Origin of the sequence: Chryseobacterium sp. Leaf201 (assembly GCF_001421435.1) — a bacterium.
GTDB lineage: Bacteria > Bacteroidota > Bacteroidia > Flavobacteriales > Weeksellaceae > Chryseobacterium.
Genome location: NZ_LMKA01000096.1, coordinates 1 through 26,357, shown reverse-complemented (window position 1 = coordinate 26,357; position 26,357 = coordinate 1). Strand labels below are relative to the sequence as shown.

Below are 26,357 nucleotides of genomic sequence, written 5' to 3'. Positions count from 1 at the left end.
CAGTACAATTTAAAAGTATAGAATTATTAATTTTAAATTGTAAAAATCACTATGAAAAAGAGCAGATTCAGTCCGGAGCAGATCGCCAAGATTCTGAAGGACTACGATGYAGGAACAAGTAGCGAGGAATTGTGCCGTTTAAACGGCATCAGCCGCCAGACTTTCTATAAATGGCGAAGTAAGTACGGTGGAATGGAATSSGGTGAGTTAAAACGCCTCAAACAGTTGGAAGAGGAAAATGCAAATCTTAAAAGAATGTACGCCAACCTGGCTTTAGACCTGGAGGCAGCAAGGTATATTATCGAAAAAAAGCTTTAAAGCCCTGCCACAAAAGGAATCTGATCGGAGAACTGYAAAAAGAGTCAGAAATGGGCATCAGCAGGGCGTGCCRGATACTTGGGATCAGCCGGAGTTCTATGGCTTACAAAAGCATCAAAGATGACACGGTGCTTTACAGACAGCTGCTATCGTTAACAGAAAGTCATCCTCGTGACGGGTTTTGGAAATGTTATCACAGGCTTCGTAACCAAGGTGAAAAGGTAAATCATAAAAGGCTTCACAGGATTTATAAGTTGGCGGGATTATCTTTAAGGAGAAAATCCAAAAAACGGAAGATCACCAGAGTAAAAGAACCGCTGTCCATTCCGCAAGGCTTTACCCAGAGTTGGAGTATGGACTTTATGAATGATGTTTTAGAAAACGGAAGAAAAATCACGACTTTTAATATTATAGATGATTACAGCCGTGAGGTATTGTATATAGAAGCCGATTATTCTATCAAAAGCAGCCGTGTGGTCTGAATTCTGAAACACCTGATTGGCCGTTACGGAAAGCCAAAAAGTATAAGAATGGACAATGGGCCGGAGTTTATTTCTCACCTTATCCGGACGTGGAGTTTGGTAAATGATATCAAGTTTGCTTACATCCAGCCGGGGAAACCTACGCAGAACTCTTTGATTGAAAGGTTTAACAAATCATTCAGAGAAGGGGTTTTGGATGCGTATTTATTTTCAAATCTGGATGAAGTAAGAGGTAGCGGAAGAATGGGTCAAAGATTACAACCATTATCGTCCGCACGACGCATTGGGTGGATTGTCACCTGTTATGTGGAAAAATGGACAGCAAGCCAAAGCAAACCCAATGCTGGATCCTGCCCACTTTCCCACATTAAACAACAACAACAAAATATTAACAGAAATTACTACTTTTGATTAGTACTGATAAGGGGAAGCCTACACAACAGAAGAGCCATCATAACTTTTTGATGCAATCAAGTCTTTTACATAAATGTTATCGAAAACACTGACAAGTGCATCATGGATTCCCTCTATTTCGTTAGGGATGTCATCCAACGAAATCAATTGACTTAGTGTTGGATGTATATTTTGATTTGGCATAATTCAATTATTTATTTTGCAATTGGTTTGCTAGATCATATTACTTTTTAGTAATATTCTAGCTCTCTTTTAATTGTTGCCGTAATGGGGCCACTCTCTCCCTTCATATAAATATCACATTGATACCAATTGTTATATTGATCATATTTATATTTATAGTAAGTGTGCTCCGGAAGCTGATACATAAAGCCTATTAATTTTTGAGTCGGAGAATCCGTTACATATTGCTTGTGAATTATATTTCCAAACTTATCATAATACATGATCGTTTTCTTAGTGATATATACCTTGCTTCGTAAAGAAGAATTAAAGTTTATTTCATTTTTAGAAATAGTATTTTCATTTGTATCATAACTGTAAGATTCTGTTTGTATGCTATTACCACAACCAAAAAAAATCATTTTCGTGATACGACCCAATTCATCATAATCATAAGAAAAATGTAAATCAGTGCAATATGAACTTTCCGTATCCATAGCTGTAAAAGGCATTTCTTTTCCAAAAGCCCCTGGCTTAATCGTTTGTTTAATGAGATTACCTTTATTGTTGTAAATAAAATCGGTCTTTGTTATTAAGTCTTCTTCCTTTATAATAAATTTATCAGACTCCGAGGTCAAATAGAATTTTTCTTGCTTGATTCTTTTTTTATCATCTAATAAATACGTGTATCCAAATAATGATTTATAATTATTTTGGCTTCTATTGTCTTTATATAAAAAATTTTGCTTTACTAACTGATAATCATTAAATACAGGATATTTAGGATAGCTTAAAAGTCTGATATTTTCTTTCTGTTGTAAGTCTCTATCTTCATATAGATATGTCGTTGCATATTTTTCTAATAGCGGATTTTTCTTCAAATCCATCGAATTCCCATAATCCTGAATTCTTTTTATCAATCTACCTTTATTATCAAAAGAAGTAAAAATAGCTCCTCCAATATTTCTATTGAAATACATGATTTCACCTTTTGCATCTTCAATAGGAATACTTGTTTCTAAAGTATCTGAAACATAAGTATAATACCAATATGCAGATTTTATTGGACCATGCAGATTAACATTTTCACTACGATTTTGTTTCAAATTTAGTAAAGCACTTTCATTAAAATTCTGTCCATAAAAAGGAGTTAAAAAAGATACTTGGAAAAGTACAACAATAATGGTTCTCATTTTTAATTAGTTAATATTTTTAACAATGTTTTAATTCCTACTCTTTTCTTTTCAGATGCTAATACTAAAAGCCTGTTGATCTCATCAAAACTTGCACGTAAAGGGTCGTTAAGAGACAGGTCTGTTAATTGCCCGTTTTTAAATAATGCCCCTTGATAGCTTAATCTGGCAAAACCATGCACGGCACCTCTTACACCCACACCGGAACCTCCACCTATATGTCCTCCCCAAGAAGGACCAAGCATAGCTTCCAAATTTACTTCGAGTCCTAAAATGTTTGTAAGAAAAGAAAACAAATCTACAAAATCTTCTATTCCAAAATCTTCATTTTCTTGTAAACCTGGTTTAACATTGTTAAGATAATTATTATAAGCAATTGCACCTTGTACAAAACGTCCTAAAGCTTCCAGAAAATTATAATTATTATTTCCCATACGATTTTTAATAAATAAATTCAGTCCATCAAATTCATTTACTGTTCCGTCATATTTTTTTTCCCTTGAAAATAGTAAATTATAATAATCAATTCCTTTTTCAGTTGCCGTATCACTATTTGCTTTACTTATTGCATTATTAATTTTTTGACGTGCTTTTCTTAAATCCTTTTCAAGCTGTACTCTATCTAGATTTGAAGTTAGTCCAGAATATTTGTGTACAAGTTTATTTATATAAAATTCAAATAAAAGGCTCCCCCGCTAACGCGAGCATCTTGCTCGTGCTCAAACTAAGACTTGTAGATCTTTACAGGACTTCGGTAACAGATTAAGGCAGCAGCACCCCAGCCAAAATTGATGGCCTGGAATATATTTATGCAGCGCAGAACAGAAGCAGCAGGCTGCCCCAATAACCGATTCGATAATCCTGCGGGTTATAAAGGCAGGGCACTAAGGAATTATTCTTTCTTCTTTCAGCCTTTCAAACAGATCAAAAAAAGAATTCTCCGTGCTTTCAAAAACAGTAAATCCCGCTTTCCTGCTTTTCGAGACATCGGTCATCACTTCGATGGGCCTTCCCAGGTCAAGGTCGGTATGCCAGGCTGAAGCCAGTTTTAGAAGGTCATTTTCTTTTAGTTCATAACGTCGGGCAATTTCTTTCCAGATTTCCTGCCTGCCTTCCAGTTCTTTTTCGAGAGGTTTTACAGAACCATTAAAGCCTTCCGCTTCAATCCCGAAATAATCGGCAATTCTGCTCCATAACCATTTCCAGCGGAATACATCCCCGTTGGTCACGTTGAAGGCATGGTTTTTTGCGGCTTCAGCAGTAGAGGCCCAAACCAGCTGCTTGGCTAAAACGCGGGCATCCGTGACATCAGATAATCCGTTCCACTGGGCAGCGGATCCCGGCCAGATGAATTTTGCTCCCGTTTCTTTACAGATGCTGGCATACACGGCCAATGTAGTTCCCATGTTCATCAGGTTGCCGATTGCATATCCGATCACCGTATGAGGGCGGTGGATACTCCAGGTAAAATGGTCTCTTTCGGCAGCTTCATAAACAGCATCTTCCTGGGCATAATAAAAATTAGGATATTCCAGACGTGGCTGGGCTTCCCGCAAAGGAGTTTCGGGCAGTGATCCGGCATTGGCGTAAGCCTCAAACGGACCTAAATAGTGTTTTAAGCCGGTCACCAAAGCAACATGCTTCACTGATTTTTTCGGAGATAAGGCCTGCAGGAGGTTTCTTACCAGGGCACTGTTAATCCGTATATTTTCTTCCTCCGTATCATTCCGCATCCAGGTGGTGAAAAAAATATGGGTGGGAGCGATGTTTTCCAAAGCATCCGTCAGGCTTTTTTCATCCAGAAGGTCTGCTTGTAAAGGATTCAGTCCTGAAACAGAGCGGTTGGGATTCCTTGCCAGGCCATATGTGGTCCAGCCCTGTGAGATCAGTTCATGAGCAAGGTTGCTGCCCGTGATTCCTGTGGAACCGACGACTAATGCAATATTTTCCATAATGTAAATTAATTTGTTACTTCATTGTTTACCTGATCTTTTTCAGATCACATAACAAAGATAGAAACGGTTCAGGGCAAAAACACTTGATATAGATCATGAGTTTTCTGTGGTTGAGAACAGGTTAGCGGAGCAGTATTTTTTTCCGGATCCTGCTCACGGTTTCCGGACTCAGCCCCAAGTATGAAGCGATTAAGCGGTGGGAAAGCTTCCGGATCATTTCAGGATTGCTTTTTACCAGCTGAAGGTATTTTTCCTCTGCCGTAAAACTGTTGGATACCATCAGCCTGTGGTCCTTTGTAACCAGGCTGTTCTGATACAGGATCCTGAAATAACGGTCCATCACGGGAATTTCTAAAGTCAGTTTTTCATAATCTTCATAACTGATCAGCAGGAGTTCAGCATCTTCAACCGCATCAATATTCAATACCGCTTTTTCCTGATTGATAAAACTGTTGAAATCTGAAATCCACCAGCCCTCAAAAGCAAATAAGCTGATCCGCTGCTGGCCCTTTTCATCCATGATATATGATTTCAGAATGCCTCTGCTTACAAAAGATAAATGTCCGCAAAGTTCGCCCTCCCGTAACAGAAACTGCTTTTTGCGAAGCTTTTTCTCAGTGAAAAACGACTTTAATAGTTCATTCTGACCGTTGCTGAGATCAACTTTTTTATTGATATGTGAAATTAGAACATCAAACATATAGTATTTAATCCTGAAATAAAGAGAAGACTAATTTACCACTATTAATTTTAAAGACAGCCGATCCGGACTGCTTAATATTTACAGCAGCTCCGGCAAAGTTTTTAAACAGTACATTTTTAAACTGCCATTTTCTATGAAGAAGTTGGATTCATCGAATCTTTATTTAAAGTTAAATTTAAACTGCTTAAGATTTAATGAAAATACACCGATAGTCATTAAGTAAGGAATATTTTTAATAATAATAAATGTTTTAATCCGATAGGATAAATATAAAGCCTTTATGACTGAATAATATTCTGTTTACAGCAGATTTTATTGACTGGAAGTGATTATCAGGTCAAAATAATCAGAAATAATGGCAGTTTTTATAAGAAAATGTAAAGGCAGGAGAGGGGTTTCTGTATACTTTTTATAAATTTATTGATATGAAAATCAGTGGTATCAGCTGCAGTCAGAGCTTTTAACTGATTGTTACTCTATTTTATGTGATATAAAATTGCATCTTTACACAAAAGGAATTGTAGTAACAATTTTCTTAGTATATTTAGCTTAAGAATGAAAGACTTTACCTATGAATAATTATCCGGTTCCTGATAACGAGGATCAAAGAATCAAAAAATTGGAACTGTTCGATCTCCTGAACTTATCTAAAGATCCTGAATTGGATATTTTTGCAGAAACAGCCTGTCTCGTTACAGATTGCCCGAGTTCACTGGTGAGCATCATGGAAAGCCAGACCCAGACCATACAGAGCTGTATTGGGATTTCAATGGATTCTGTAGACCGGAAAAATACCATCTGCCAGTATTCCATTGCGAGCGGCGAAGTGGTGGTGATTAATGATACGCTTTCTGACGAAAGGTCATCTGACAATCCGCTGATCCTGGAAGGCGGGATCCGTTTCTATGCGGGCATTCCGCTGATTGATGATGAAGGCTTTGCGCTGGGAACCATCTGCGTGATAGATTACAAGCCCAAAACCCTGTCTGAAAACCAGATTGCGACGCTTACAAAACTAGGCAGTGCAGTTACGAAGCTGTTCATGTCTAAAAAGAAGAATATTCAGGCAGAATATTTCCGGCAGATTTTTGATATTTCCAATAACCTGATCTGTGTTCTGAATAATGAATGTATCCTGAAAGATGTAAACCCTGCTTTTGAGAAAGCTTTTAATCTTTCCAAAAACCAGGCAGTGCATCATGATTTTCTGACACTTTTGGGTAAGCAGAGCACGGAACTGCAACCCCGCTTAGAAAATTTCATTCATTCCGGTGAAGAACTGGTATTTACAACCTCTACGGAAAGCATGAATAATGCTGATGTCCCTATAATTGTGGAATGGTATCTGAAATGGAGCATGAACCGTTCTGAAATATTCTGTTTCGGAATTAATGTCACCCAGTATACAGAAGAAAAGCGGCAGCTGGAAAGCTCAGAGCGCCGTTTCAGAAGCTTCTTTGAAAATGCCATAGGATTGATGAGCATGCATGATATGGAAGGCAACATCCTCGAAGTCAATGAAAAAGGCCGGGAAACATTGCACTATTCTGCAGATGAGGTCAGTAAGCTGAATTTAAAAAATCTGGTTCCTGAAGCCAACTGGCCTTTGCTGGAACAGTACCTTCAGCGCATCAACAATAATAAAGAAGATTTCGGAAACATGATCCTCAGCACGAAAGAAGGCGAGGAGCTGATCTGGATGTACCATAACCTGGTGGAAACCAATAAAAACGGCGAACCGTATGTAGTGAGTACCGCCCTGAATGTCACCGAAAGGATGACGCTGGAAAGAGACCTTCTCTATGTAAAGAAAATACTGGAACAGACAAGTTCCGTAGCGCAGGTAGGAGGCTGGGAACTCAACCTTAAAGACCATTCCGTATTCTGGTCTAAAACAGCAAAAGAAATCCATAAAGTAGATCCGGATTTTCAGCCGGATTTTGAAAATGCGATTGGCTTTTACACGGAAGAAGACCGCGAAAAAATAGGGGGGTTAATAGACCGGGCCGTATCTGAAGGGGTTACCTATGATGAAGAGCTGCAGCTCGTCCGCAAAGACGGCGCTAAGATCTGGGTAAGGATAAAGGGGATTCCTGAATTTGAAAACGGAGTCTGCAAAAGGGTCTTCGGGATCATCCAGGATATTGATGCATTTAAAAACATCTATCTTGAGCTGGCTAAGAAAGAAGCCATGATGCAGTCTTTTGCAACGTATGTACCTGTTGCCGTGGCTATGCTTGATAAAGACCTTAACTATGTTTCGGTGAGCAGCTGCTGGAAAGAAGAGTTCGATATGAACCACAGGGAACTGATTGGTGAAAATATCTTTACCGTTTCCCCGGATGTTCCCGAAGAAAGAAAAATAATTTACCGCAATGCACTGCAGGGCAACGCTTATAATAACGAGGATTTTGCGCTGAAAGTAGACCACAAAGAGGGCATACAGCATTACAATCTCAGAGTAAGCCCCTGGTACCTTTCAGACGGGGTGATAGGCGGTGTCATCATATCCGTGCAGAATATCACAGGCACGATAGAAACCAATGAAGAGCTTAAAAATGCAAAGAAAGCTGCTGATACCGCCAGTAAAGCCAAATCTGAATTCCTGGCCAACATGAGCCACGAAATCCGAACACCGCTGAACGGGGTAATCGGGTTTTCTGATCTTCTCCTGAAGACTCCGCTGAATGAAATGCAGACCCAGTACCTGAATTACATTAATGAATCAGGAGAAAATCTGCTGAACATCATCAATGATATTCTGGATTTTTCCAAAATAGAATCCGGAAAAATGGAACTGCTGATTGAAGAATCCAATGTCTATGACCTGGTGAGCCAGGTAATCAATGTCATTCTCTACCAGTCCCAGAAAAAAAATATTGAACTGCTGCTGAACATCGAACCGGGGCTGCCGAAAACAGTATGGCTTGATGAATCCCGCCTGAAACAGATCCTTATCAATCTTTTGGGGAATGCCGTAAAGTTTACAGAAAAAGGCGAGATCGAACTTAAGGTACAGAAGCTCAGCAGCAATGAAAAAAATATAACATTAAGGTTTGCGGTCAGAGATACGGGCATCGGGATCCCTGTTGAAAAGCAGCAGCATATCTTCAATGCCTTCACACAGGAGAACAGCTCCATCAGCAAGCGTTACGGCGGTACAGGGCTCGGCCTTACCATTTCAAACAACATCCTGGGATATATGGGAAGCCGCCTTTCACTGGAAAGTACCCTTCAGGAAGGCTCAGTGTTCTTCTTTGATATTGAAGTCCCTTATGAAATATCCGATGCAAATGAAGATGAAGAGCTGACGATCCGGAAAGTGCTTATTGTAGACGACAATGAAGCGAACAGGGTGATCCTTCAGCATATGCTGGCTTACAAGAATATTGAGTCTAAACTGGCAGCCAACGGGATGGAAGCTTTGCAGATTCTGCTGGCCGGGGAACTTTTTGATGTTATTTTAATGGATTATCACATGCCTGTTATTTCAGGGCTCGAAACCATTGAAAAAATTAAACAATTGTTTGATAACAAGAACGAGGTTTCTCCGCTTGTAATCCTTCATACTTCCTCAGAAGAGCATGACGTCATCAATTCTTTCCGCCAGGAAGAAAATTCATATTTCCTTTTAAAACCCATAAAATCGGAAGAATTATACAGAACCTTAAGGCGTGCCGTACAGGATAATGAAAAAGAAATACCTGCAACAGCACCTGAACCTGCAGTGCTTTCCTCTTTTACACCAGACCTTCAGGTATTGCTGGTAGATGACAACCCTGTAAATATGGTCCTTAACAACAGGATGATGAAATCCCTTATTCCGGATGTGCACCTTACAGAAGCGGTAAACGGACTGGAAGCCCTGGAGCAATGCAGAAAAAGACAGTTCTCTATTGTACTGATGGATGTGCAGATGCCCGTGATGGATGGTATTGAAGCCACAAAACAGATCCGTCTGCTGCCGCAATATTCCGCTGTTCCCATTATCGGGGTTACGGCCGGGACCATAGCCGGGGAAAAAGAAAAATGCCTGAGTTCAGGGATGGATGATTTCCTGCCGAAGCCCCTGAGACAGTCTGACCTGCTGGAAATGCTGAAGAAATATATTTCCGGCGATCATTCAGAAAACAGTAATTCTGTAAAAAAGGAGACCTATCTGGATGCCAGAATTTTAAATGAGCAGATAGGAGACGATGAAGATTTTAAAATAATGTTTCTGAACCTGGTTATTCAGCAGCTTACCGATGCACAAGAACAGATTAAAACTGCCGCCGCCGGAGGAAATGCGGATGATCTGAAAAGTATTCTTCATAAACTGAAAGGCACAGCCGGAACGGCCGGATTGGTCAGCCTCGCGGAAACGGCTTCAGATTGGGAGGAGAAAGCAACTCAGAATATGGATTTCCGGGGTATGCAGCAGGAAATAATCCACGAAATATCGATCGGATTGGACCTGATAAAAAATTTAATACAATAAAAAATAAAAAGCTATGCTGATCCTGATTGCTGAAGACGATGAACTGATCTTAAAAACGATAGAGCACAAATTGTTGAAAGAAGGGCATGAAGTAATCCTTACCCGCAACGGAAAGGAGGCCATAGAAACCCTAAAGGAAAAAGATGTTGACCTCGCCATTACGGATATCATGATGCCTTTTGCTTCAGGAATTGAAATACTTTCTGCCATACAGGCCATGGGGAAGCAGATTCCGGTGATTATGCTATCCAGCATGGGGCAGGAAGAAGTGGTGCTTAATGCCTTCGATTTGGGAGCTTCGGATTTTATCGTGAAACCTTTCAGTCCTAATGAACTGATGTTAAGGATCAAAAGATTCATCCCAAAATAAACCGAAATGCTGTTAACCACCTCTGTACATTTTCTTTTTCTGGTTTTCATCGGAATGCTGCTGCTGGTGCTCTTACTGATCATATTTGTGCTTCTGTACAGCTTTTTCCAGTATAAAGAATCCGTACGCATGTCCGGATGGCTGAAGATGATTGATCAGAAAATATCCGAAGCCATTGTGTATGATGAGGACGAAACGCCTGCTGATCCGGTCTTTGCAGCCTATTCAGGGAATTCTTCATTCAGGAATGTATTCCTGCACAGGCTGGTGGATTCCGAGAAGAAATTTTCAGGAGCGGCAAAAAATAAAATTAAGACGCTTTTTAAGCAATACCATCTGGAACATGAAGCCATAAAAAAGCTGGATCAGAAAAAACCATACATGATTGCCGGAGGGATACAGGAACTTACGGTAATGGATGCCCGGGAAGCACTTCCCAAAATTGATTCCTTTGTATCTCATCCTTCTGCGCAGGTGTATCAGGAAGCACAGTATGCAATGGTAAGCTTTAAAGGTTTCGGGGGCCTGGATTTCCTGGATACCGCTTCAGGTAAAATCTCAGAATGGCAGCAGCTCAGGCTTCTCCTTTCCATTACCGGCATCCCGGAAAATTCCGGGCAGCACATCGAAAACTGGCTAAAAAGCACGAATGATTCTGTTATTGTATTTACCCTTAAACTGTTAAGGAAATTCCGGCTGTTTTCCTTTTATCCGGCCGTGCTCAGCCTGCTGGACCATTCTTCTGATGAGGTCAGGATACAGGCTGTACAGACCCTGCTGTCTCTGGAAAACCCATCAACAGTAAATTATCTTACTGAGGTCTACCACCAGCAGCCTTATGAAGTCCAGCTGGAAATCCTCCGGGTCATGAAGATTTCAAAAGACCCATGCTGTACAGACCTGCTTAAAAAAGAATTATCGGAAAATAATGCTTCCGGAATCAAAGTGAACGCTGCGGAGGCCCTTTTTTCACTCGGTCACCGGGAATATTTATTACAGCTGGCCGAGGATGCATCTTCATCCGGGGAATTAATTCAAATTGTTAAATATGCACTCCGGGAAAAAATATGTTAGAATTCTCACACATCATCTACGAAGTTGTCATCTGGCTCTTCCTGCTGTACGGGACTGCCGTAGCGGTTATTTATGGCTGGATCGGGATCTATGCGCTGGGAGCCGTGATCCGGTATAAAAAAGAAAATACATTTACGGATTACAGCCTGATTGCAGCCAATCCCAATGCACCTGCTTTCAGCCTTCTTGCCCCGGCTTACAACGAAGGGATGACCATTGTGGAAAATGTAAGGTCTCTGCTTTCCCTTTACTACCATAACCTGGAAATTATTATCGTAAATGACGGGAGCAAGGACGACTCCATGCAGAAGCTGATCGAAGCCTATGAGCTGGAATGCGTAGCTTTTTTTGTACAGGGAAAAATTGAAACCAATCCCGTAAAAGGCGTCTATAAAAGTAAAAATCCGGCTTTTAAAAAACTGATTGTTGTTGATAAGCAGAACGGCGGCAAAGCAGATGCACTGAATGTAGGGATCAATGTTTCTTCCGGGGAATATCTGGTCTGTATTGATGTGGACTGTATCCTGGAACAGGATGCGATCTTAAAGCTGGCAAAACCGTTTCTGGAACAGACCGATAAAAAAATTATTGCCTGTGGCGGCGTAATCCGCCTGGCGAACAACTGTGTCATTGAAGACGGGAAAGTCGTAAGCGTGAATATGCCCAAAACACTTCTGGGAAGGACGCAGGCCCTGGAATATATAAGAGCTTTTGTACTCGGAAGAATGGCCTGGGCGCGTGCCTCCGGGCTGATCCTGATCTCCGGGGCTTTCGGGGTTTTCGACAGGAAAATTGTCCTTGAATGTGGTGGTTACGATAAAACCACCGTAGGTGAAGACATGGAGCTGGTGGTGCGTATGCGCAAGTACATGGAAGAACGGAAGGAGTCTTATGAAGTGCTTACCATCCCGGATCCTCTTTGCTGGACGGAGGTTCCGGAAAGCAAGGATATCCTTAAAAAACAGCGGAACCGGTGGATGCGCGGGACCATTGAAACCCTCTGGAAGCACAGGAAGCTTATGTTCAACCCGAAATACGGAAAACTGGGAATGGTAAGCCTTCCTTACTGGTTCTTTTTTGAGTTTCTGGGGCCGCTGGTAGAATTTCTGGGCTATATTGTCTTTATTGTTTTTCTTCTGCTGGGGATTATCAACTGGCCGTTTTTTGTCATTCTGTTTGCCCTGGTGGTTTCCATGGGGTTCCTGTATTCTATTTATGGGATACTGGTAGACCTGGTCAGCCATCAGGTGTACACCAAAAGAAAAGATTTTCTCACCCTGATCGTAACCGCTTTTTCAGAACCGTTTTATTTCCATCCTATCGTGGTGAAAGCAGGGGTGAACGGGTTTATAGATTACTTTAAAAAATCCCACGGATGGGGAGAAATGACGCGGCAGGGCTTCAATCAGAATACCCAGAATCTGCCTTTAAAGCAGCGGATTTCAGCCATTCTTCAGAACGGCCTTAAAAAATGGGGAATGCTGTCTGTGGTTTTCCTGTTGCTGTTTGTGGTGGGGATGGTCACCGAATGGTTCTGGTACCGGTATTCTTTCCCCGACTTGGATACTTCCTTTATTATGAGCGGCCTTTTCCTCGGGAATATCCTGTTTGCCTTTAAGCTGATCTTCGGCCTCGGGGTTATTTATCTCATTGTTAATTTTCTGAAGGAAAGCTGGGCTAAAACCGTAGGGCTTGTCGTATTTGCGTTTGTTGTGATTACGCAGTACATGCTGTTTCTGTATTTCTCTGAAACCCGTAATATGCTCGGGGCAGACTTTTTATATTACAGCAAGGACGAGCTGAAACAGATTTTAAGGGCAAGCGGAATGCTTAATTTCAAAAACTTTGCACTTTTAGTGATCTTAATTGCAGTATCGGTAACTCCGCTGTGGTTTGCCTCAAGGTCTGCATTGAAGTCAATATATGTAGGAATTGCTTTTTTCTGTATCGGGCTGATCGCTTTCTTCATTCCGGATTCTGTTTTACAGTCGAAGGAATTAAGCCGGGCCGACACATTCAGCCAGACTGCTGCCAAAAGCAAATGGGCCTATTTCTTTACCTCCAATGAAGACGATTTCATCAGCGGGCACCCGGAAATCAGCGGTTTCCTGAATGAAACGGAAGATTTCACTGCCAGTCCTGAAACGCTGGACGAAGCATTTCCTTTCTGGCGAAAAGAAAATACCCCGGATTTTCTCGGAGATTATTTTAACAGGTCTGAAGAAGTCCCGAATCTTGTCTTTGTAGTCATGGAAGGCTTTGGCCATGCCTATACCTCTCCCAAAGGATACATCGGCAGTTTCACGCCTTTCCTGGACTCTTTATCCAAAAAAAGCCTGCACTGGGAAAACAGCTTAAGCTCAGCGGGAAGAACATTCGGGGCCCTGCCTTCTCTTACGGGATCGCTTCCTTTCGGAAAAAACGGCTTCCTGGAAATACAGCAGACCCCGGAGAATTTTAACCTGTATAACATCCTGAAAGCAAACGGGTTTGAAACAGGATTTTATTATGGCGGCAATCTGTCATTTGACCGTTACAGGCCGTTTCTGGAGTACAGTAAAGTAGACCACATTGTGGATGAACCTTCATTCGGGAAACCTTACCGGAAGCTTCCTTCTGCTCACGGGGACAGCTGGGGGTATGAAGACCAGGCGGTTTTCAGTAAAATGCTGAACGGGCAGAAAATACAGAAAAGGCCATATTTCAATATGCTGCTTACGCTGTCTACCCATAATCCTTTCTTAATCAATAACAGGCCGTATTATGAAAAGCTGTACAACCGGAAGTTACAGTCGGGGCAGCTGTCTCCGGGACAGAAAAAATGGGCTGCCGGCTTTAAGAATCAGCTGGTTTCCGTTCTCAATGCCGATGACGCCCTGAAAAGTTTTTTTGAAAAGTACAGCAGACGGGAGGATTTCGGAAATACCATTTTCATCATCACAGGAGACCACAGCATGCCGGAAATCACTTTGCAGTCTACCATTGACCGGTTCCATGTTCCGTTGCTGATCTATTCGCCCCTGTTGAAAGAACCGAAGCATTTCCGTAAAACGGTAAGCCATTTTGATATTGCACCTTCCGTTCTGGCATATTACAGGAACAATTATAAAATAAAAACGCCGTCAACGGTGACCTGGGTAGGAAGAGGCCTTTCGCCTGACCTGGAAATCAGCAATACGGATATCCCGATCATGCAGAGTAAAAACATGCTGGTGGATTTCGTTTCCGGAAAACACTATATTCATGACGGGCAGCTGTTTACGCTTAACGATTTGGAAGAAGATGCTTCAGGCGATGCAGCCGCATTAAAGATGGTGAGCCGCCGGTTCAGCCATTTCAAAAGCATGAATTCAAAGTTTTATGCCACCAAAAAGCTGATGCCGGATTCGGTAATGGTTAATTTCATGAAAAAGAGCAGATCCAGATAAGGAAACGGCTAAAACTTTCTGGTGTAGCCCAATGTAATGTCGAATTGGTTTCCTTTTTCATCCGGGCGGTATTCCTGGTTGTAATACATCGTTCCCAAAGAAAACGCATTGGTTTTTAAGGTGAAATTATATTCAGCACCGATTTTAAATGTCTTAAGTTTGAACGTTTCATTTTCCAGAAGGTTGTTTCGGTTCTCTTCCGGGCTGATTCCCGTGCCGATCTGGAAAGCAACATAATCCTGTGCGCTTTTGGTATAATACCTTACTGTTCCCGTATATGAATGTGAAATATTCCTGTTGTCAGGCGTGATATACGTACGGAGATTGAACCAGAAATTTTTGTAATATTTCCCTACCGAAGCGGTATACATCCAGATGCTGTTGCTGAAATAAAGCTGTCGGTAACCGATTTCTGCCTCAAAGCTGTGCGGAAGGCTGGCATTTAAGGAAACCCCTGTGCGGTATTTTGCAAACAGTCCTACATCATTGGAATAGGCAGCCCCTACATACAGATAAAACATTTTAGACAGCCGGGGGTAAGCTTCCAGCTCAATCTGGGTTCCGTTCTGCGCAAACTTATTGGCATAATTTCCCCGGAGGATGAAAGACCCGATAGAGGTAGCTCTTCTGTAGCTCAGCCCCACAACATGCCAGTCGTCATCAAACTGCCTGTCAAAATGGGAGTAATTATAAGTAAGGCTGACGGCATTTTTAGAAGTAAACTCATTGATTCTTACAGCCAGGCTGTTGGCTTCCGTATTCTTTGGGTTGATTGTTAAAACCGCTTTAACGGCCTTTTCAGATTCAGTATATTCTTTGTTGGCATAAGAGGCTTTGGCTTTTAACAGCCACAGGGCTTCAGACTGGGGATGATATCCCAATCCTTTGTCAGTAATGCTGATTGCTTTTGCATTCTGGTCATTCCAGTACTCCAGGGAAGCGTACGCAACAAAATAATCTTCATCCTTAACATCTTTCTTTCCCAGTTCTTCAAAAACCATTCTTGCAGACTCCGGATCTTTGTTCCAGGTATAAACCCTTCCTAAAAAAACAGAAATATCAGTATAGTCAGGCGCCGTTTCCAATGCCTGTCTGGCCAGTGAGATAGAGGTGGGATAGTCCTTGTTTTCAAATGCGGCTGTTCTGGCCTTCACAAATAATTCGTCTACAGACACATTTTGCTGGCCGTAGATGGTTAACGGAAGCAAGACCAGTAAAGCTAAAGATCCAAAGTATATTTTCATTGAGCAATGGTTAATGAATTTTTATGGGTAAAGGATATCTCATTAACAAATATATTGAACTTTTACAGATGTGAAAAGATATATTTCAACTCAGCCCGTATTTTCATTAAAACCATAATTAATGATCAGTTTTGCAATATGTTGGAAGATTCTCTTCAGTGTTTTGCCAGAATTTCCATCAGCATTAACAAAGTCACGAATTTTTTGGAAGACTGGTAGTCCGGATTCAGCTGTCCGCGTATCTCGCCAAGCGTTTTGCTCAGCTTGTTGCTGACTGTTTTATTGCTTAAACCGAGTGCCTCTGCAGTTTCATCAACAGACCTGTTGTTCCGGATCCTCATATCAAAGACTTTCTGCTCGGTCACCGGAAGTTGGGAAACAACTTCGTCAATCATGACAAACAGAGCTGAAATATCGTTTTCTTCAAGAATTTCAAAATACTCGGTGTCCGTTATTTCTATCGGGATGTCAGATTCATCAATGCTTACCGTAGGCTGGTCTTTTTTGGAACTGTTGTAATAATCCAGTATTCTGTAGTGGAGGTGGCGCAGCAGATAGCCTTTTGCACTTTCGGATTCGTCAGTCTGTATCGCGCCGGGATCTTCAAGGATTTTAATCCAGAGGTTTTGTAAAATTTCTTCTGCAGCCTCTTTATTCCTCGTTCTCCCGAAAACAAAACCGTAAAGAGGGTCCCAGTATCTTTCATACAGCAGCATGAAAGCAGGCCGGTCTCCTGATTTTATCCTGTTCAGTAAAATTTGATCTGTAGGTTTCATAATTACCCCGCAAAATTACCTAATGTAAAATTAACTTTTTGTGAACTTTCGTAAATCCAGTGTTAATTATTTCCGGGAAACAGTACCCCAATATGAAGCGAATGTTGATAAAGCACAAGAAATCCCCGGAATTGTTAACAACCTGATTTTAATATGAATAAGATGTTAAGGTCAGCCCGGGGAAGTTTTTATTTTCCGCAGTCTTATCAATAGAAACACTCAGAATTTAGAATCAAGTATTATATGAAGCGTCTAGAATATAAAAAAGCTGAAGCATTTGTTTTCAGGCTTTGGCAAAGGGAAGTTTCCGGAGATAAGATATCTGCGAAAGAAACTGAAACCCTGGAAAAATGGAAAATCCATGTTGAAAAAGAACTGGATAAAAATCAGATCAATGAATCTAAGGAAAGAACTTTAGCCGCTTTGGAGCCTTATTTTACCCAACCGGTAATAACGGATCATCAAATCGGTTTCAAAAAATACATATACCGGGCTGCGGCGGTCATCCTGCTGCTGCTATCGTTGGGAGGAATTTTTACCTACTATAATTTCTTTAAACCGGATGTGTATATCGCAGAATCTGTAAACCGAAAAGTCTATCTGGCAGACGGCTCATCCGTAACCTTATTTCCGGGTGCGGAACTTACGGTAGAAAAGTCCTTTCCTGCAGAAACCAGAATAGTTGCATTAAAAGGTGACGCCATTTTTTCCGTAGCAAAATCTAAAATACATCCTTTCGTGGTGGAGGCTGACGGTTTCAGTACAAAAGTTCTGGGAACGGTTTTTAAAATCTCCCAGTCAGGAAATGATAAGGCGGTTGATCTTTATGAAGGTAAAGTTGCGGTTTCCTCTGAAGGCGTTCCCGTTTATTTTCTTAAGCCCCAGCAGAAATGGACCAATTTCGGGATTTCCGGAACGGCAGCCGTTCTTTCAGTGGCCGCCGTAAAAAATTCAGCAAAAAAGACTTCCGCTTTACTGTCTTTAAGTTTTAATGATGTCTCTTTAAAAGAAGTGGTCGAGGTATTACAGAAAAGCCATCAGATCAATATCAGATACCCTCAGGAAGTTGCAGGCAAAAAAATAACGGCAGACTTCACCGGCGGAAGCAGTGATGAAAATATAGAGGCACTCGCCTTCATATTGGGGTTGAAAGTTGAAAAGGAAGGCCCCATCTATACCCTGAAATAAAATAACAGATCTGAAAACACGAATAAATAAAACAGGTAACCAGAAATTTTAACTGAAAAAGAAGATGAAAAGTTTGAAATGTAGTTTTACAATCGCGGTGTTGTTTTTTACGGCAACAGCAGGGGCACAGGAAATGGTACAGAACGTATCGTTCTCTGTTCCGGCAGGCCGGCCGCTGGTTGAAGTTTTAGAAGAATTTGCAGGAAAGACAGGAACAAGGCTGGCATATTCTAAATCTGATATTAAAGAATTAAAAGTAAAAGAGACAAGATGTGAAAATATTCCCGTGGACCGCTGTCTCGAAGATATCACAGCGGGCCTTCCTGTAGTCTTCCGTCTGCGCGGAGATCTTATTTCGGTAAAATATGAAGGGAGAAATGTTTCCGTATCGGGAAACGGGCGGATTTCCGGAAAAATTGTTGATGAAGTGGGAAACCCTGTAGTGGGTGCTCAGGTGACGGTGGCCGGGAAAACCGTTACTACGGATAATAACGGAGCATTTGCAGTAGATCTTCCTTCCGGATTGTATACGCTGTCTGTTAAAGCCAGGAAATTTAACACCTTAAGGGTAGAAAAACTATCGGTAACGTCTAACGGAACCAACAGTGTTTCGTTTGCGATGAAACCGGCTTCAGACCAGATAACGGATATAAAGGAAGTGGTGATTACGGGAGCGCGAAAAGCGGATACCCAGGCCGGATTACTGGCCCAGCAGAAGAAAGCGGCCCAGATGAGCGACGGTATTTCTGCCGAACAGATTTCCAGGACACCTGATAACGACGTAGGCGGAACCCTGAAAAGGGTAACCGGAATTACAACCATCGACAATAAATATGTGGTGGTGCGCTCCATGGGAGAACGGTGGAATACCGCTGCGATGGACGGGATCAGCCTCCCGAGTACGGAAGCCTACAACCAGAATTTTTCATTTGATATTATCCCTACCGCCATGGTGGAAAGCATTGTGGTAAGTAAAACGGCAACTCCGGACATGAATGCCAGCTTTGCAGGAGGCTATGTTGAGGTAAGGACGAAAGATATTCCCAGTCAGGATTTTACCACCATCAGTATGGGAGCCTCTTATAATGATATTGCCACTTTTAAAGAATCCATAACACGCCAGCGCGGAAAGTACGATTATTTCGGATATGACGACGGGACAAGGGATTTCCCGATGGGCCTTAAGGCAATGAACTGGGAGAACCCGCTGTTTTTCGAGCAGTCCAGGCAGTTTACCAATGATAATTTTACCAACTATGCAACAACTGCTGATATGGGATCCAATATGCAGCTGGCTTTGGGAAGGATCTTTCAGCTTAAAAACAACAACAACAACAAATGGGGATTTGCCGGAGCCTTAACTTTAAGGAACGAACAGACAAAATTAGATATTGACCATACCGGAAGAGGAAACTGGCTGGATACTACGGAACTGGTCAACGACTGGGAATCAACCGGATCTGCACCCGTTAAATTTTATGATTTTAAAAACCGGGGAGCTTCCTATACCTATAATTCCACGGTGGCGGGAATGCTGAATTTCGGGTTGCAGCTGGGAAAAAGCAGGATTTCCTTCCGTAATTCCTATACCCATATTTATGACAATACCGTCACGAGAATTACAGGCTGGAATGAATATACCGGCGGAAGCGGATTGCCGGGCAATGCAGAGGCCGCGTATAATTATTTTTACAACGGGATCATCCCCGGTAATAATCCGGAACAGATAAAGTTTTTGGATAAACCGTATGCAGACAATGCCAATTACCCTGTTTACCAGACTTTGTTGCAGAATAAGCTGGAAGGGAACCATAAGATAGGAAACGTGGTGGTAGACTGGTTTGCAGCGAGAACAAGTGTAGCCTCTGATACCAAAGATTATACGCTGCACCAGACATTTTATGAGATTATAGGAAGTGAAATCATGTCCTATCACCAGATCAATAACTCATCAAGTGATTTTGCAAGGGGTTATATAGAAAACAGACAAACCGATTACAATTATGGAGTGTCCTTCAAATGGAACATGGATATCGGAAATGTTAAAAATGATATTAAAGCCGGATATGCAGGTGCCTCAAAACACAATACCAACATACAGCAGAAATTTTTGTTGAGAACAGATGAAAGCAACGGTGCACCTAAAATCAGAGGGCTGGATGGCTCGCTTTCCGATTGGCTGGATGGTTCATATTACGTTCCCGGTGGGATAGGATGGCAGACAAGGCCACTCTATAATGACGAGAAATACGAAGGCGAAGTAGATCAGCATGCCGGATTTATCATGTTTGATAACCGCTGGAATAAACTGAGGCTGGTCTGGGGACTGAGAGCGGAATATTTTAGATATAATTTAATTTCTCAGCAGATAGATCCTGATGATCAGCAGAATGTATTCAAAACCGGGGTAGAAGACAAGCCCTGGCAGTTTATGCCTTCCGCCAACTTTACCTACAGCCCGACCAATAAAATCAACCTGAGACTGGCTTATAACAAAATGGCCATCCGCCCGCAGTTTAATGAAAGAACAGGCCTGCCGTATTTTGATCCTATTGCCAACGGGTTGATTCATAACACCGAAATGGTATCATCAATAGTGAATAATTATGACTTTAAGTTTGAATGGTTTCCGGCATTAGGAGAAATATTTTCAGCAGGATTATATTATAAAAATATTGACAAGCCCATTGAAAGGGAAGGATATATTTCCAATGAAGGCAACCTGCACCTTTTCAACGGAAATTCTAAAAATGCAAAACTGAAAGGCCTAGAAGCTGAGGTAAGAAAAAACTTAGGCTTCATAGCAACAGATTCTTTTCTGGAAAAGCTTTTTATCAGCGGAAATTTTACCTACAATGATACCAAAGTAATTGCTTTTAAAGACAAGACAAAAACAACGGATGCAGACGAAACATACGAAGTGGACCGGCCGCTGTACGGGCAGACGCCCTATGCTTATAATCTGGGCCTGATGTATGACGGAGAAAGATTGGGATTAAGCTTTTTATACAATGCAAAAGGCGACCAGTACATTACCGTGGGGTACGGCTACAACGGGGAAGAAATACAGAGGCCGTATGCCGTTGCTGATGCGCAGGTTTCTTACAGGTTTCTCAGGGACCGGAACCTGGAAGTGAAGTTTAATGCCAGAAACCTCTTCAACAGGGTGAAGGAATTTTACAATAATTACAATTCCTATTCCGTGTCAAAGGGCGGGAGCCTCCAGACAGAACGGGAAATGCTGGAACTCCTGCCGGGAGCTACCGATAAATATGATAAAGACATAGACAAGATCCTGTTTCGCGCCTACAGCGGAAGAATGTTGGGATTAAGCGTGAATTATACCTTTTAAACCATTAAAAAATTAAAGAAAAGAGCTCAGTATAGCGACGTACAGGTTCCGGTAACCTGAGAAGAATCAAAAAATAACACTGGTGATGCGCAGCAGCAGTAAAAGATTCAGACAAAACCGGAAGCCGGCTGTTTTTCCCGGGCAGCAGCTTAGTATTTCTCACCGGGAAACTTTGCAGGGCAGCTCCTCATGCAGTGCACAGGTACACAAATTAACCAAATCGCAGAAATACAGAGGCGGGTATTTCTAACATAAAAAACTTCAGGCCTGAAACATAAACAACCGGCCTGGCCAAAAAAATTTAACAATGAAAAAATTAACTCTGATTGCAGCAACAGCTTTATCACTTATTGCCTGTCAAAATGATTCTTTAGCAGATTCTTCAAACGCTTTTGATATGAAGTCTGCTTCTGCAGAATATATTACGGCTTCGGCACTTCCCGTAACTGTTGTTAATGCAGACATTACCACCAATACTACATGGAGCGGGGTAATAGAGCTGGATGGTAACATCTCGGTAAAAGACGGTGCCGTGCTTACGATACAGCCCGGAACATTTATCAAAGCCAAGCCCAACGCTGACGGGGAAGGCAGAGGGGTTTTAATCGTTACCAAAACAGGCAGAATCAATGCTACCGGTACAGAATCCCAGCCTATTATCTTTACAAGTTATAGACTATTAGACGGAAATGAAGATACTGTTGCTGAAGCAGGAGACTTCGGAGGAGTGATTTTATTGGGAGATGCGCCTACAAACGTACCTACAACAACGGTAGTGGAAGGTCTTCCTCAGAATTCCCAATTCTATTATGGTGGTGCTAATTCTGGTCATAGCGCCGGAATCATGAAGTACGTTCGTATCGAGTTTGCAGGTTACGATTTCTTAGGTGCTAACTCCGGTAACGAGGTGAATGCTTTGACATTGGCCGGTGTAGGAAGCGGTACTACAATAGATCACATCCAGGTTTCTTATGGTCAGGATGATTCTTTTGAATTCTTCGGAGGTACGGTTAATGCAACAAACCTGGTTTCATTTGCCGCAGAAGATGATAACTTCGACTTCGACAACGGGTATACAGGTACAATCACTTGTGCCCTTGCCTTGGCAGATTTAAGCTCAGAACACACGGTAAGCGGCATAGTTTCTGACACAAACGGTATTGAACTTGACAACAATGCAGGGGGTACATCCACTCCGTTGCTTACACATCCTGTGATCAACAACCTTACGATCATCGGAACGCGTACGAATTCCACTTTATCTTCTCCATATACAGGACCTGTTTACGAAAACGGAATCCACATCAGAAGAAACGGCAGACTGACTTTAAATGATGCTGTTATTACAGGGTATCCTACAGCAATCAAAGTAGAAGGTTCAGGGTCTGAATTATCTTCAGCCTCTACATACAGCTCAATCAAAGTACACGGCTTCAATGCAGCTGTTGTAACAGGTTTGGGCACTGCGGGGATTCCTGCTGCCAACATCGTTTCTTCAGCATCCGCAAATGCTTTCGGAATGGTAAGTCCTTTCTTCAGCTTAAGTTGGAATGTATCTCCAAGAAATTGTGGAAACTTCCAGGGTACGTGGACGAAATATGATTTCTCCATTGTAGAATAATAATCTTTCTTAAAAAATGCAGGGAGGGCATGATTGTCATCCCTGCTTTTACTACAAACAAAAACCATAAAAATTGCTATTATGAAAAAATTAATTTTATTATCTGTTATATTCTTAGCGCAATCCGTTTTTGCACAATATCCGGTCTGGAGCAATTCCTTCGATACACCGGCTTCTTTGCAGGGCTGGACTTTCCATGACCTGAACGGCAACGGTAACGGATGGGTGCAGGGACAGAATATCTACCACAACGGAAGTACTTTGGCGTACGGAACTTCAGGCGTTCTTCGTCATTCCATAAATTTGGTTCCTTCAGGTAATGCCACGGGCTTTGCCACGGAAAACGACTGGATTATTTCACCTGAAATCAATCTTACCGGGGCAGGAGGTACCATCACGCTGGCCGGCTACATCGGAAGGCAGAGATCTACCCATGCAAGCGTGGGAAGGGATCTTTATATTTTTGTGAGCACGCCCCAGAAGCAGGTGCCTGAACTCTCTGATTTTCAGCAACTGGCTGCAGCGGCACAGAATGCAGGCGGAGCCACCTATAAATTTACCGCCAGTACCACTTTGCCGGCAGACCTTACCCAGTTTGCAGAATCGCTGGTTGACCTTTCTGCTTTTGCAGGGAAAAAGATTTACATCGGTTTATGGTCAAACAGGATCGTGGCCGCACCTATCAATTCTCAGAATATCAATATTGATGAGATGGCGATTTATTCATCCGTTTTAAAAACAAATGATGTGAAAACCGTTAAAAATCCAACCAGAATATCAGAAAATCCTGTAACCAATACCTTAAAGTTGCAGCTTAGTCCGGCTTTAAAAGAAAATGCAGTAACAGTAGCCATTTATAACATGGCAGGCCAGAAAGTAATGATGGCAAAATATTCAGGAAATATCAATGTATCCGCATTATCAGCAGGCGTTTATATGGCTGAGGTTTCTGATGGGAATACAAAAGAAATACTGAAATTCATTAAGAAATAACCATTCTTAAACCTATTTATATCTAAAATAAACCATGAAGATTTTAAATAACAGTAATCTTTTCATCTTAAAATATCCGATTTAGTTTTTTTTATAATTCTTATTGCCCTGCTTTTGGGCGGGGCAGTTTTAAATCAGATTCATCAATCAATATAATATCAATGAAAAATATCATAGCAACGGTGCTGTTTTCCATACTGTTTTCATGTACCGACAATCAGGTGATGCAGCCGTATGACAAAGCACAGAAACGCGCCGAAATTAATGTAAAAGGCTATTCCAAACCGGATGCAGTACAGCTGAGGCTCAACGGATCTCCGGTTGCCATCAACGGAAATAATTCATATGCCGATAAAATAGAAACCCAGATCACTTTCGTGCTTGATGAAGGCGAAACCGATGAACTGGGTATTTACAACAGCCAGACGGGTGCACGGATTGCAAAATACGATATCAGCTACCATAATTGGGAGGACTATAAAAACCTTTATTTCTTTAACCTTCCGGACATTTTCCTGAAAACATATGCCGTAAAACCTCAGGTCAACCTGGGGAAAGTTGGGTTTGAATTTATTTTCCCCAACCTGGGCGAATTCTCAGGATCTCCGCTTACCCATGTTAAAGGAGTCCTGAAAAGGGAAAACGGGGTAGTTCTGGCAGAATTTGACAATATCGGGAAAGAAAATTTCACAGCCGTAAAAATCTATAATTTTTTCAGCATTTCCGCTCCGGTTTACCTGGAACTGTACAAGCCGGGAACCACAGAACCGTATACAGGTTCCGGAATTATCCCGGTGAAAATAAAGCAGGACATCGGCGCAAATATGATCGTCATCCAGGAGAAAACGGAGAACGGGACCGTAGTTGTAAATGGAGATATAGACATTGTGGGTTATCTGTAAACCATGAAAAAAATAAAGCAATTTTTTGTATTTACCGGCTTGCTGATAATTTTTACCGGCATTGCTGTAGTGTCATGTAGGGATGAAGATGATGGCTTTCCGGATTTTCCCGAAGGAAGCAGGGAATCTGTAAATGTGTGGGTGCAGGACAGTATGAAGCGGTATTATTACTGGGCAGACCAGATGCCGGCAAAGCCGGATTACCATCTTCCCGTAAAAGATTTCTTTAAAACCCTTTTGTCGCCTCAGGACCGTTTTTCCTATATTGTGGATACCAAAGATGCTTCCACCTATCCGCGATCCGTACGGGGAATGTATGGTTTCGACTATGCTGTGCTGCAGCTTCCAAATGGTGAAGCAGTTACCGTTATAAAGCTGGTCCTTACCAATTCTCCCGCAATGAATGCCGGATTAAAAAGAGGAATGGTCATCAAAAAGATCAACGGAACGGCAGTTACCGCTTCCAATGCACAACAGCTTACTTCCTCAATCCAGGACCAGACCGTTATTGAGCTCACCGTTGGGGACTGGCAGAATAATACGGTGGTTAATGAAAAAACCACGACGGTTTATTACGGGTATTCCCTGGCGCAGCCTGTTGATGCGAAAATTTTTGAGGAAGGCGGCAAAAAAACAGGATACCTTTATATTTATGATTTTCCTGATGGCATGACGCAGAGCCTGAACCAGAAATTCAGTGCCTTTAAAGCGGCGGGAATCAAGGAACTGATCCTGGACCTCCGGTACAATTACGGCGGTTCGGTTTCATCTGCTGCTGCTTTGTGCTCGTTGATCCCTTCAGGAATATCAGCCGGTTCACCCTTCATTACCTATAAAGGAAACAAAAACGGAGGAGAGGTGAAGCGTACCTTTTCACAGCAGATTGCTTATGATCCCGATGCCCTTGATTTTAATACCCTTCATGCCAGTTCATTAGGGTTGAATAAAGTCTATATCCTGAGTTCAGGCAGTACGGCTTCGGCTTCGGAAATTGTTATTAATAATTTAAAACCTTATATGCAGGTGATCCAGATCGGGGGAAAAACACTGGGGAAAGACATGGCAGGCTTTCCTATTGAAGACAAACGGAAACCGAAAAAGATTTCATGGCAGATTCACCCTGTTATTTACAAAGTTTTCAATGCTGACGGAGCCGGCGGCTACAGCAACGGGATTGCCCCGCAGATGGCAGTGGATGAATATGATGCATTACCGCTTTTACCGCTTGGCAATCCTGAGGAAACTTTACTTTCATCCGCTTTGAATAAGATTTATTCCAAATCATCATCCGGCAGACAGATGCCGGAAGGTAAGCTGAACGTTCTGTTTCAGAGTGATAACCCTTTTGCAGGAACTGCAAGATAATCCTGAGAAAATGCAGGGAATAGAGCCTAAATTTCACAACAGCCTTGCCGAACGTATTGAAGCGTACCGCAGTCTCACCCAGGCCATGGAAGAGCATGAGGCTCAGTCTTTTGACGTTGCATCAAAGTTTTCTGAACTGCTGGAGCTGTATGAGGAATATTTGGCCAACAGAAAGAAACTGGAAAAGAGCATAAAAGAGTACAGGCAGTTTCATGACGGCCTGCGGAAAGTCATTACGGATCAATCTCAAAACTTGGGGAGAAAAAGAAATATTGATAATTTTGAGGAATGTTAAACGATGCCGAACTCCTCAAATTATTTTTACCTGAACTCTTGA

The 26,357-nt window shown here is 41.9% G+C and carries 17 protein-coding genes and 1 pseudogene; 12 read left to right on the top strand and 6 right to left on the bottom strand.

Annotated elements, in window-relative coordinates:
• Positions 1-51: 51 nt before the first annotated feature.
• A pseudogene (locus ASE55_RS20965) lies at positions 52-1,215 on the top strand (IS3 family transposase).
• A gap of 229 nt (positions 1,216-1,444) precedes the next feature.
• Here ASE55_RS20965 and ASE55_RS14725 read toward each other — a convergent pair.
• The 4 genes from ASE55_RS14725 to ASE55_RS14710 all read right to left on the bottom strand — a co-directional run bounded on the left by ASE55_RS14725 (position 1,445) and on the right by ASE55_RS14710 (position 5,224).
• Positions 1,445-2,569 (bottom strand): hypothetical protein, encoded by a 1,125-nt coding sequence (locus ASE55_RS14725; RefSeq protein WP_056221202.1) that lies wholly within the window; start codon positions 2,567-2,569, stop codon positions 1,445-1,447.
• A 2-nt stretch (positions 2,570-2,571) separates the two neighbouring features.
• Positions 2,572-3,003 carry a hypothetical protein gene (locus ASE55_RS14720; protein WP_056221199.1) on the bottom strand — a complete coding sequence of 144 codons (432 nt, stop codon included), beginning with the start codon at positions 3,001-3,003 and terminating at the stop codon, positions 2,572-2,574.
• 450 nt (positions 3,004-3,453) lie between these two features.
• Positions 3,454-4,521: an SDR family oxidoreductase gene (locus tag ASE55_RS14715; protein WP_056221196.1), complete on the bottom strand. Its 1,068-nt coding sequence runs from the start codon at positions 4,519-4,521 to the stop codon at positions 3,454-3,456.
• A 124-nt stretch (positions 4,522-4,645) separates the two neighbouring features.
• Positions 4,646-5,224, bottom strand: coding sequence for a Crp/Fnr family transcriptional regulator (locus ASE55_RS14710; RefSeq protein ID WP_056221194.1), 579 nt, complete (start codon positions 5,222-5,224; stop codon positions 4,646-4,648).
• A gap of 574 nt (positions 5,225-5,798) precedes the next feature.
• On the opposite strand from ASE55_RS14710, the gene ASE55_RS14705 reads away from it, so the two are divergent.
• Genes ASE55_RS14705 through ASE55_RS14690 form a run of 4 tightly spaced genes read left to right on the top strand, consistent with a single transcriptional unit; the run spans position 5,799 to position 14,579 of the window.
• On the top strand, positions 5,799-9,707 hold the full coding sequence (locus ASE55_RS14705) for a response regulator (RefSeq protein ID WP_056221192.1): 3,909 nt from the start codon (positions 5,799-5,801) through the stop codon (positions 9,705-9,707).
• 13 nt (positions 9,708-9,720) lie between these two features.
• On the top strand, positions 9,721-10,077 hold the full coding sequence (locus ASE55_RS14700; RefSeq protein WP_056221189.1) for a response regulator transcription factor: 357 nt from the start codon (positions 9,721-9,723) through the stop codon (positions 10,075-10,077).
• A 6-nt stretch (positions 10,078-10,083) separates the two neighbouring features.
• Complete coding sequence (locus tag ASE55_RS14695; protein WP_056221186.1) at positions 10,084-11,151, top strand: HEAT repeat domain-containing protein; 1,068 nt, start codon at positions 10,084-10,086, stop codon at positions 11,149-11,151.
• Positions 11,145-14,579 carry a sulfatase-like hydrolase/transferase gene (locus ASE55_RS14690; RefSeq protein ID WP_056221184.1) on the top strand — a complete coding sequence of 1,145 codons (3,435 nt, stop codon included), beginning with the start codon at positions 11,145-11,147 and terminating at the stop codon, positions 14,577-14,579. The genes ASE55_RS14695 and ASE55_RS14690 overlap by 7 nt, the downstream gene beginning before the upstream one ends.
• An 8-nt stretch (positions 14,580-14,587) precedes the next feature.
• On the opposite strand, the gene ASE55_RS14685 is transcribed toward ASE55_RS14690, so the two are convergent.
• Complete coding sequence (locus tag ASE55_RS14685; protein ID WP_056221181.1) at positions 14,588-15,823, bottom strand: YaiO family outer membrane beta-barrel protein; 1,236 nt, start codon at positions 15,821-15,823, stop codon at positions 14,588-14,590.
• A gap of 155 nt (positions 15,824-15,978) precedes the next feature.
• Positions 15,979-16,599: an RNA polymerase sigma factor gene (locus ASE55_RS14680; RefSeq protein WP_056221178.1), complete on the bottom strand. Its 621-nt coding sequence runs from the start codon at positions 16,597-16,599 to the stop codon at positions 15,979-15,981.
• 243 nt (positions 16,600-16,842) lie between these two features.
• Here ASE55_RS14680 and ASE55_RS14675 point away from each other — a divergent pair, with 243 nt between their 5' ends.
• The 7 genes from ASE55_RS14675 to ASE55_RS14645 all read left to right on the top strand — a co-directional run bounded on the left by ASE55_RS14675 (position 16,843) and on the right by ASE55_RS14645 (position 26,315).
• Positions 16,843-17,787 carry a FecR family protein gene (locus ASE55_RS14675; RefSeq protein WP_238585061.1) on the top strand — a complete coding sequence of 315 codons (945 nt, stop codon included), beginning with the start codon at positions 16,843-16,845 and terminating at the stop codon, positions 17,785-17,787.
• A 64-nt stretch (positions 17,788-17,851) separates the two neighbouring features.
• Positions 17,852-21,139, top strand: a complete 3,288-nt coding sequence (locus ASE55_RS14670; RefSeq protein WP_056221173.1) for a TonB-dependent receptor — start codon at positions 17,852-17,854, stop codon at positions 21,137-21,139.
• A gap of 307 nt (positions 21,140-21,446) precedes the next feature.
• Positions 21,447-22,760, top strand: coding sequence for a hypothetical protein (locus ASE55_RS14665; protein WP_056221170.1), 1,314 nt, complete (start codon positions 21,447-21,449; stop codon positions 22,758-22,760).
• A gap of 81 nt (positions 22,761-22,841) precedes the next feature.
• The gene (locus tag ASE55_RS14660; RefSeq protein WP_056221168.1) at positions 22,842-23,753 is read left to right on the top strand and encodes a T9SS-dependent choice-of-anchor J family protein; all 912 of its coding nucleotides are present in this window, start codon (positions 22,842-22,844) and stop codon (positions 23,751-23,753) included.
• A 161-nt stretch (positions 23,754-23,914) separates the two neighbouring features.
• Positions 23,915-24,655, top strand: coding sequence for a hypothetical protein (locus ASE55_RS14655; protein WP_238585060.1), 741 nt, complete (start codon positions 23,915-23,917; stop codon positions 24,653-24,655).
• Positions 24,656-24,658: 3 nt separating this feature from the next.
• The gene (locus tag ASE55_RS14650; protein WP_082474582.1) at positions 24,659-26,020 is read left to right on the top strand and encodes a S41 family peptidase; all 1,362 of its coding nucleotides are present in this window, start codon (positions 24,659-24,661) and stop codon (positions 26,018-26,020) included.
• A 10-nt stretch (positions 26,021-26,030) separates the two neighbouring features.
• Entirely contained in the window at positions 26,031-26,315 is a 285-nt protein-coding gene (locus ASE55_RS14645) for a hypothetical protein (RefSeq protein WP_056221165.1), read from the top strand.
• Positions 26,316-26,357: the final 42 nt, after the last annotated feature.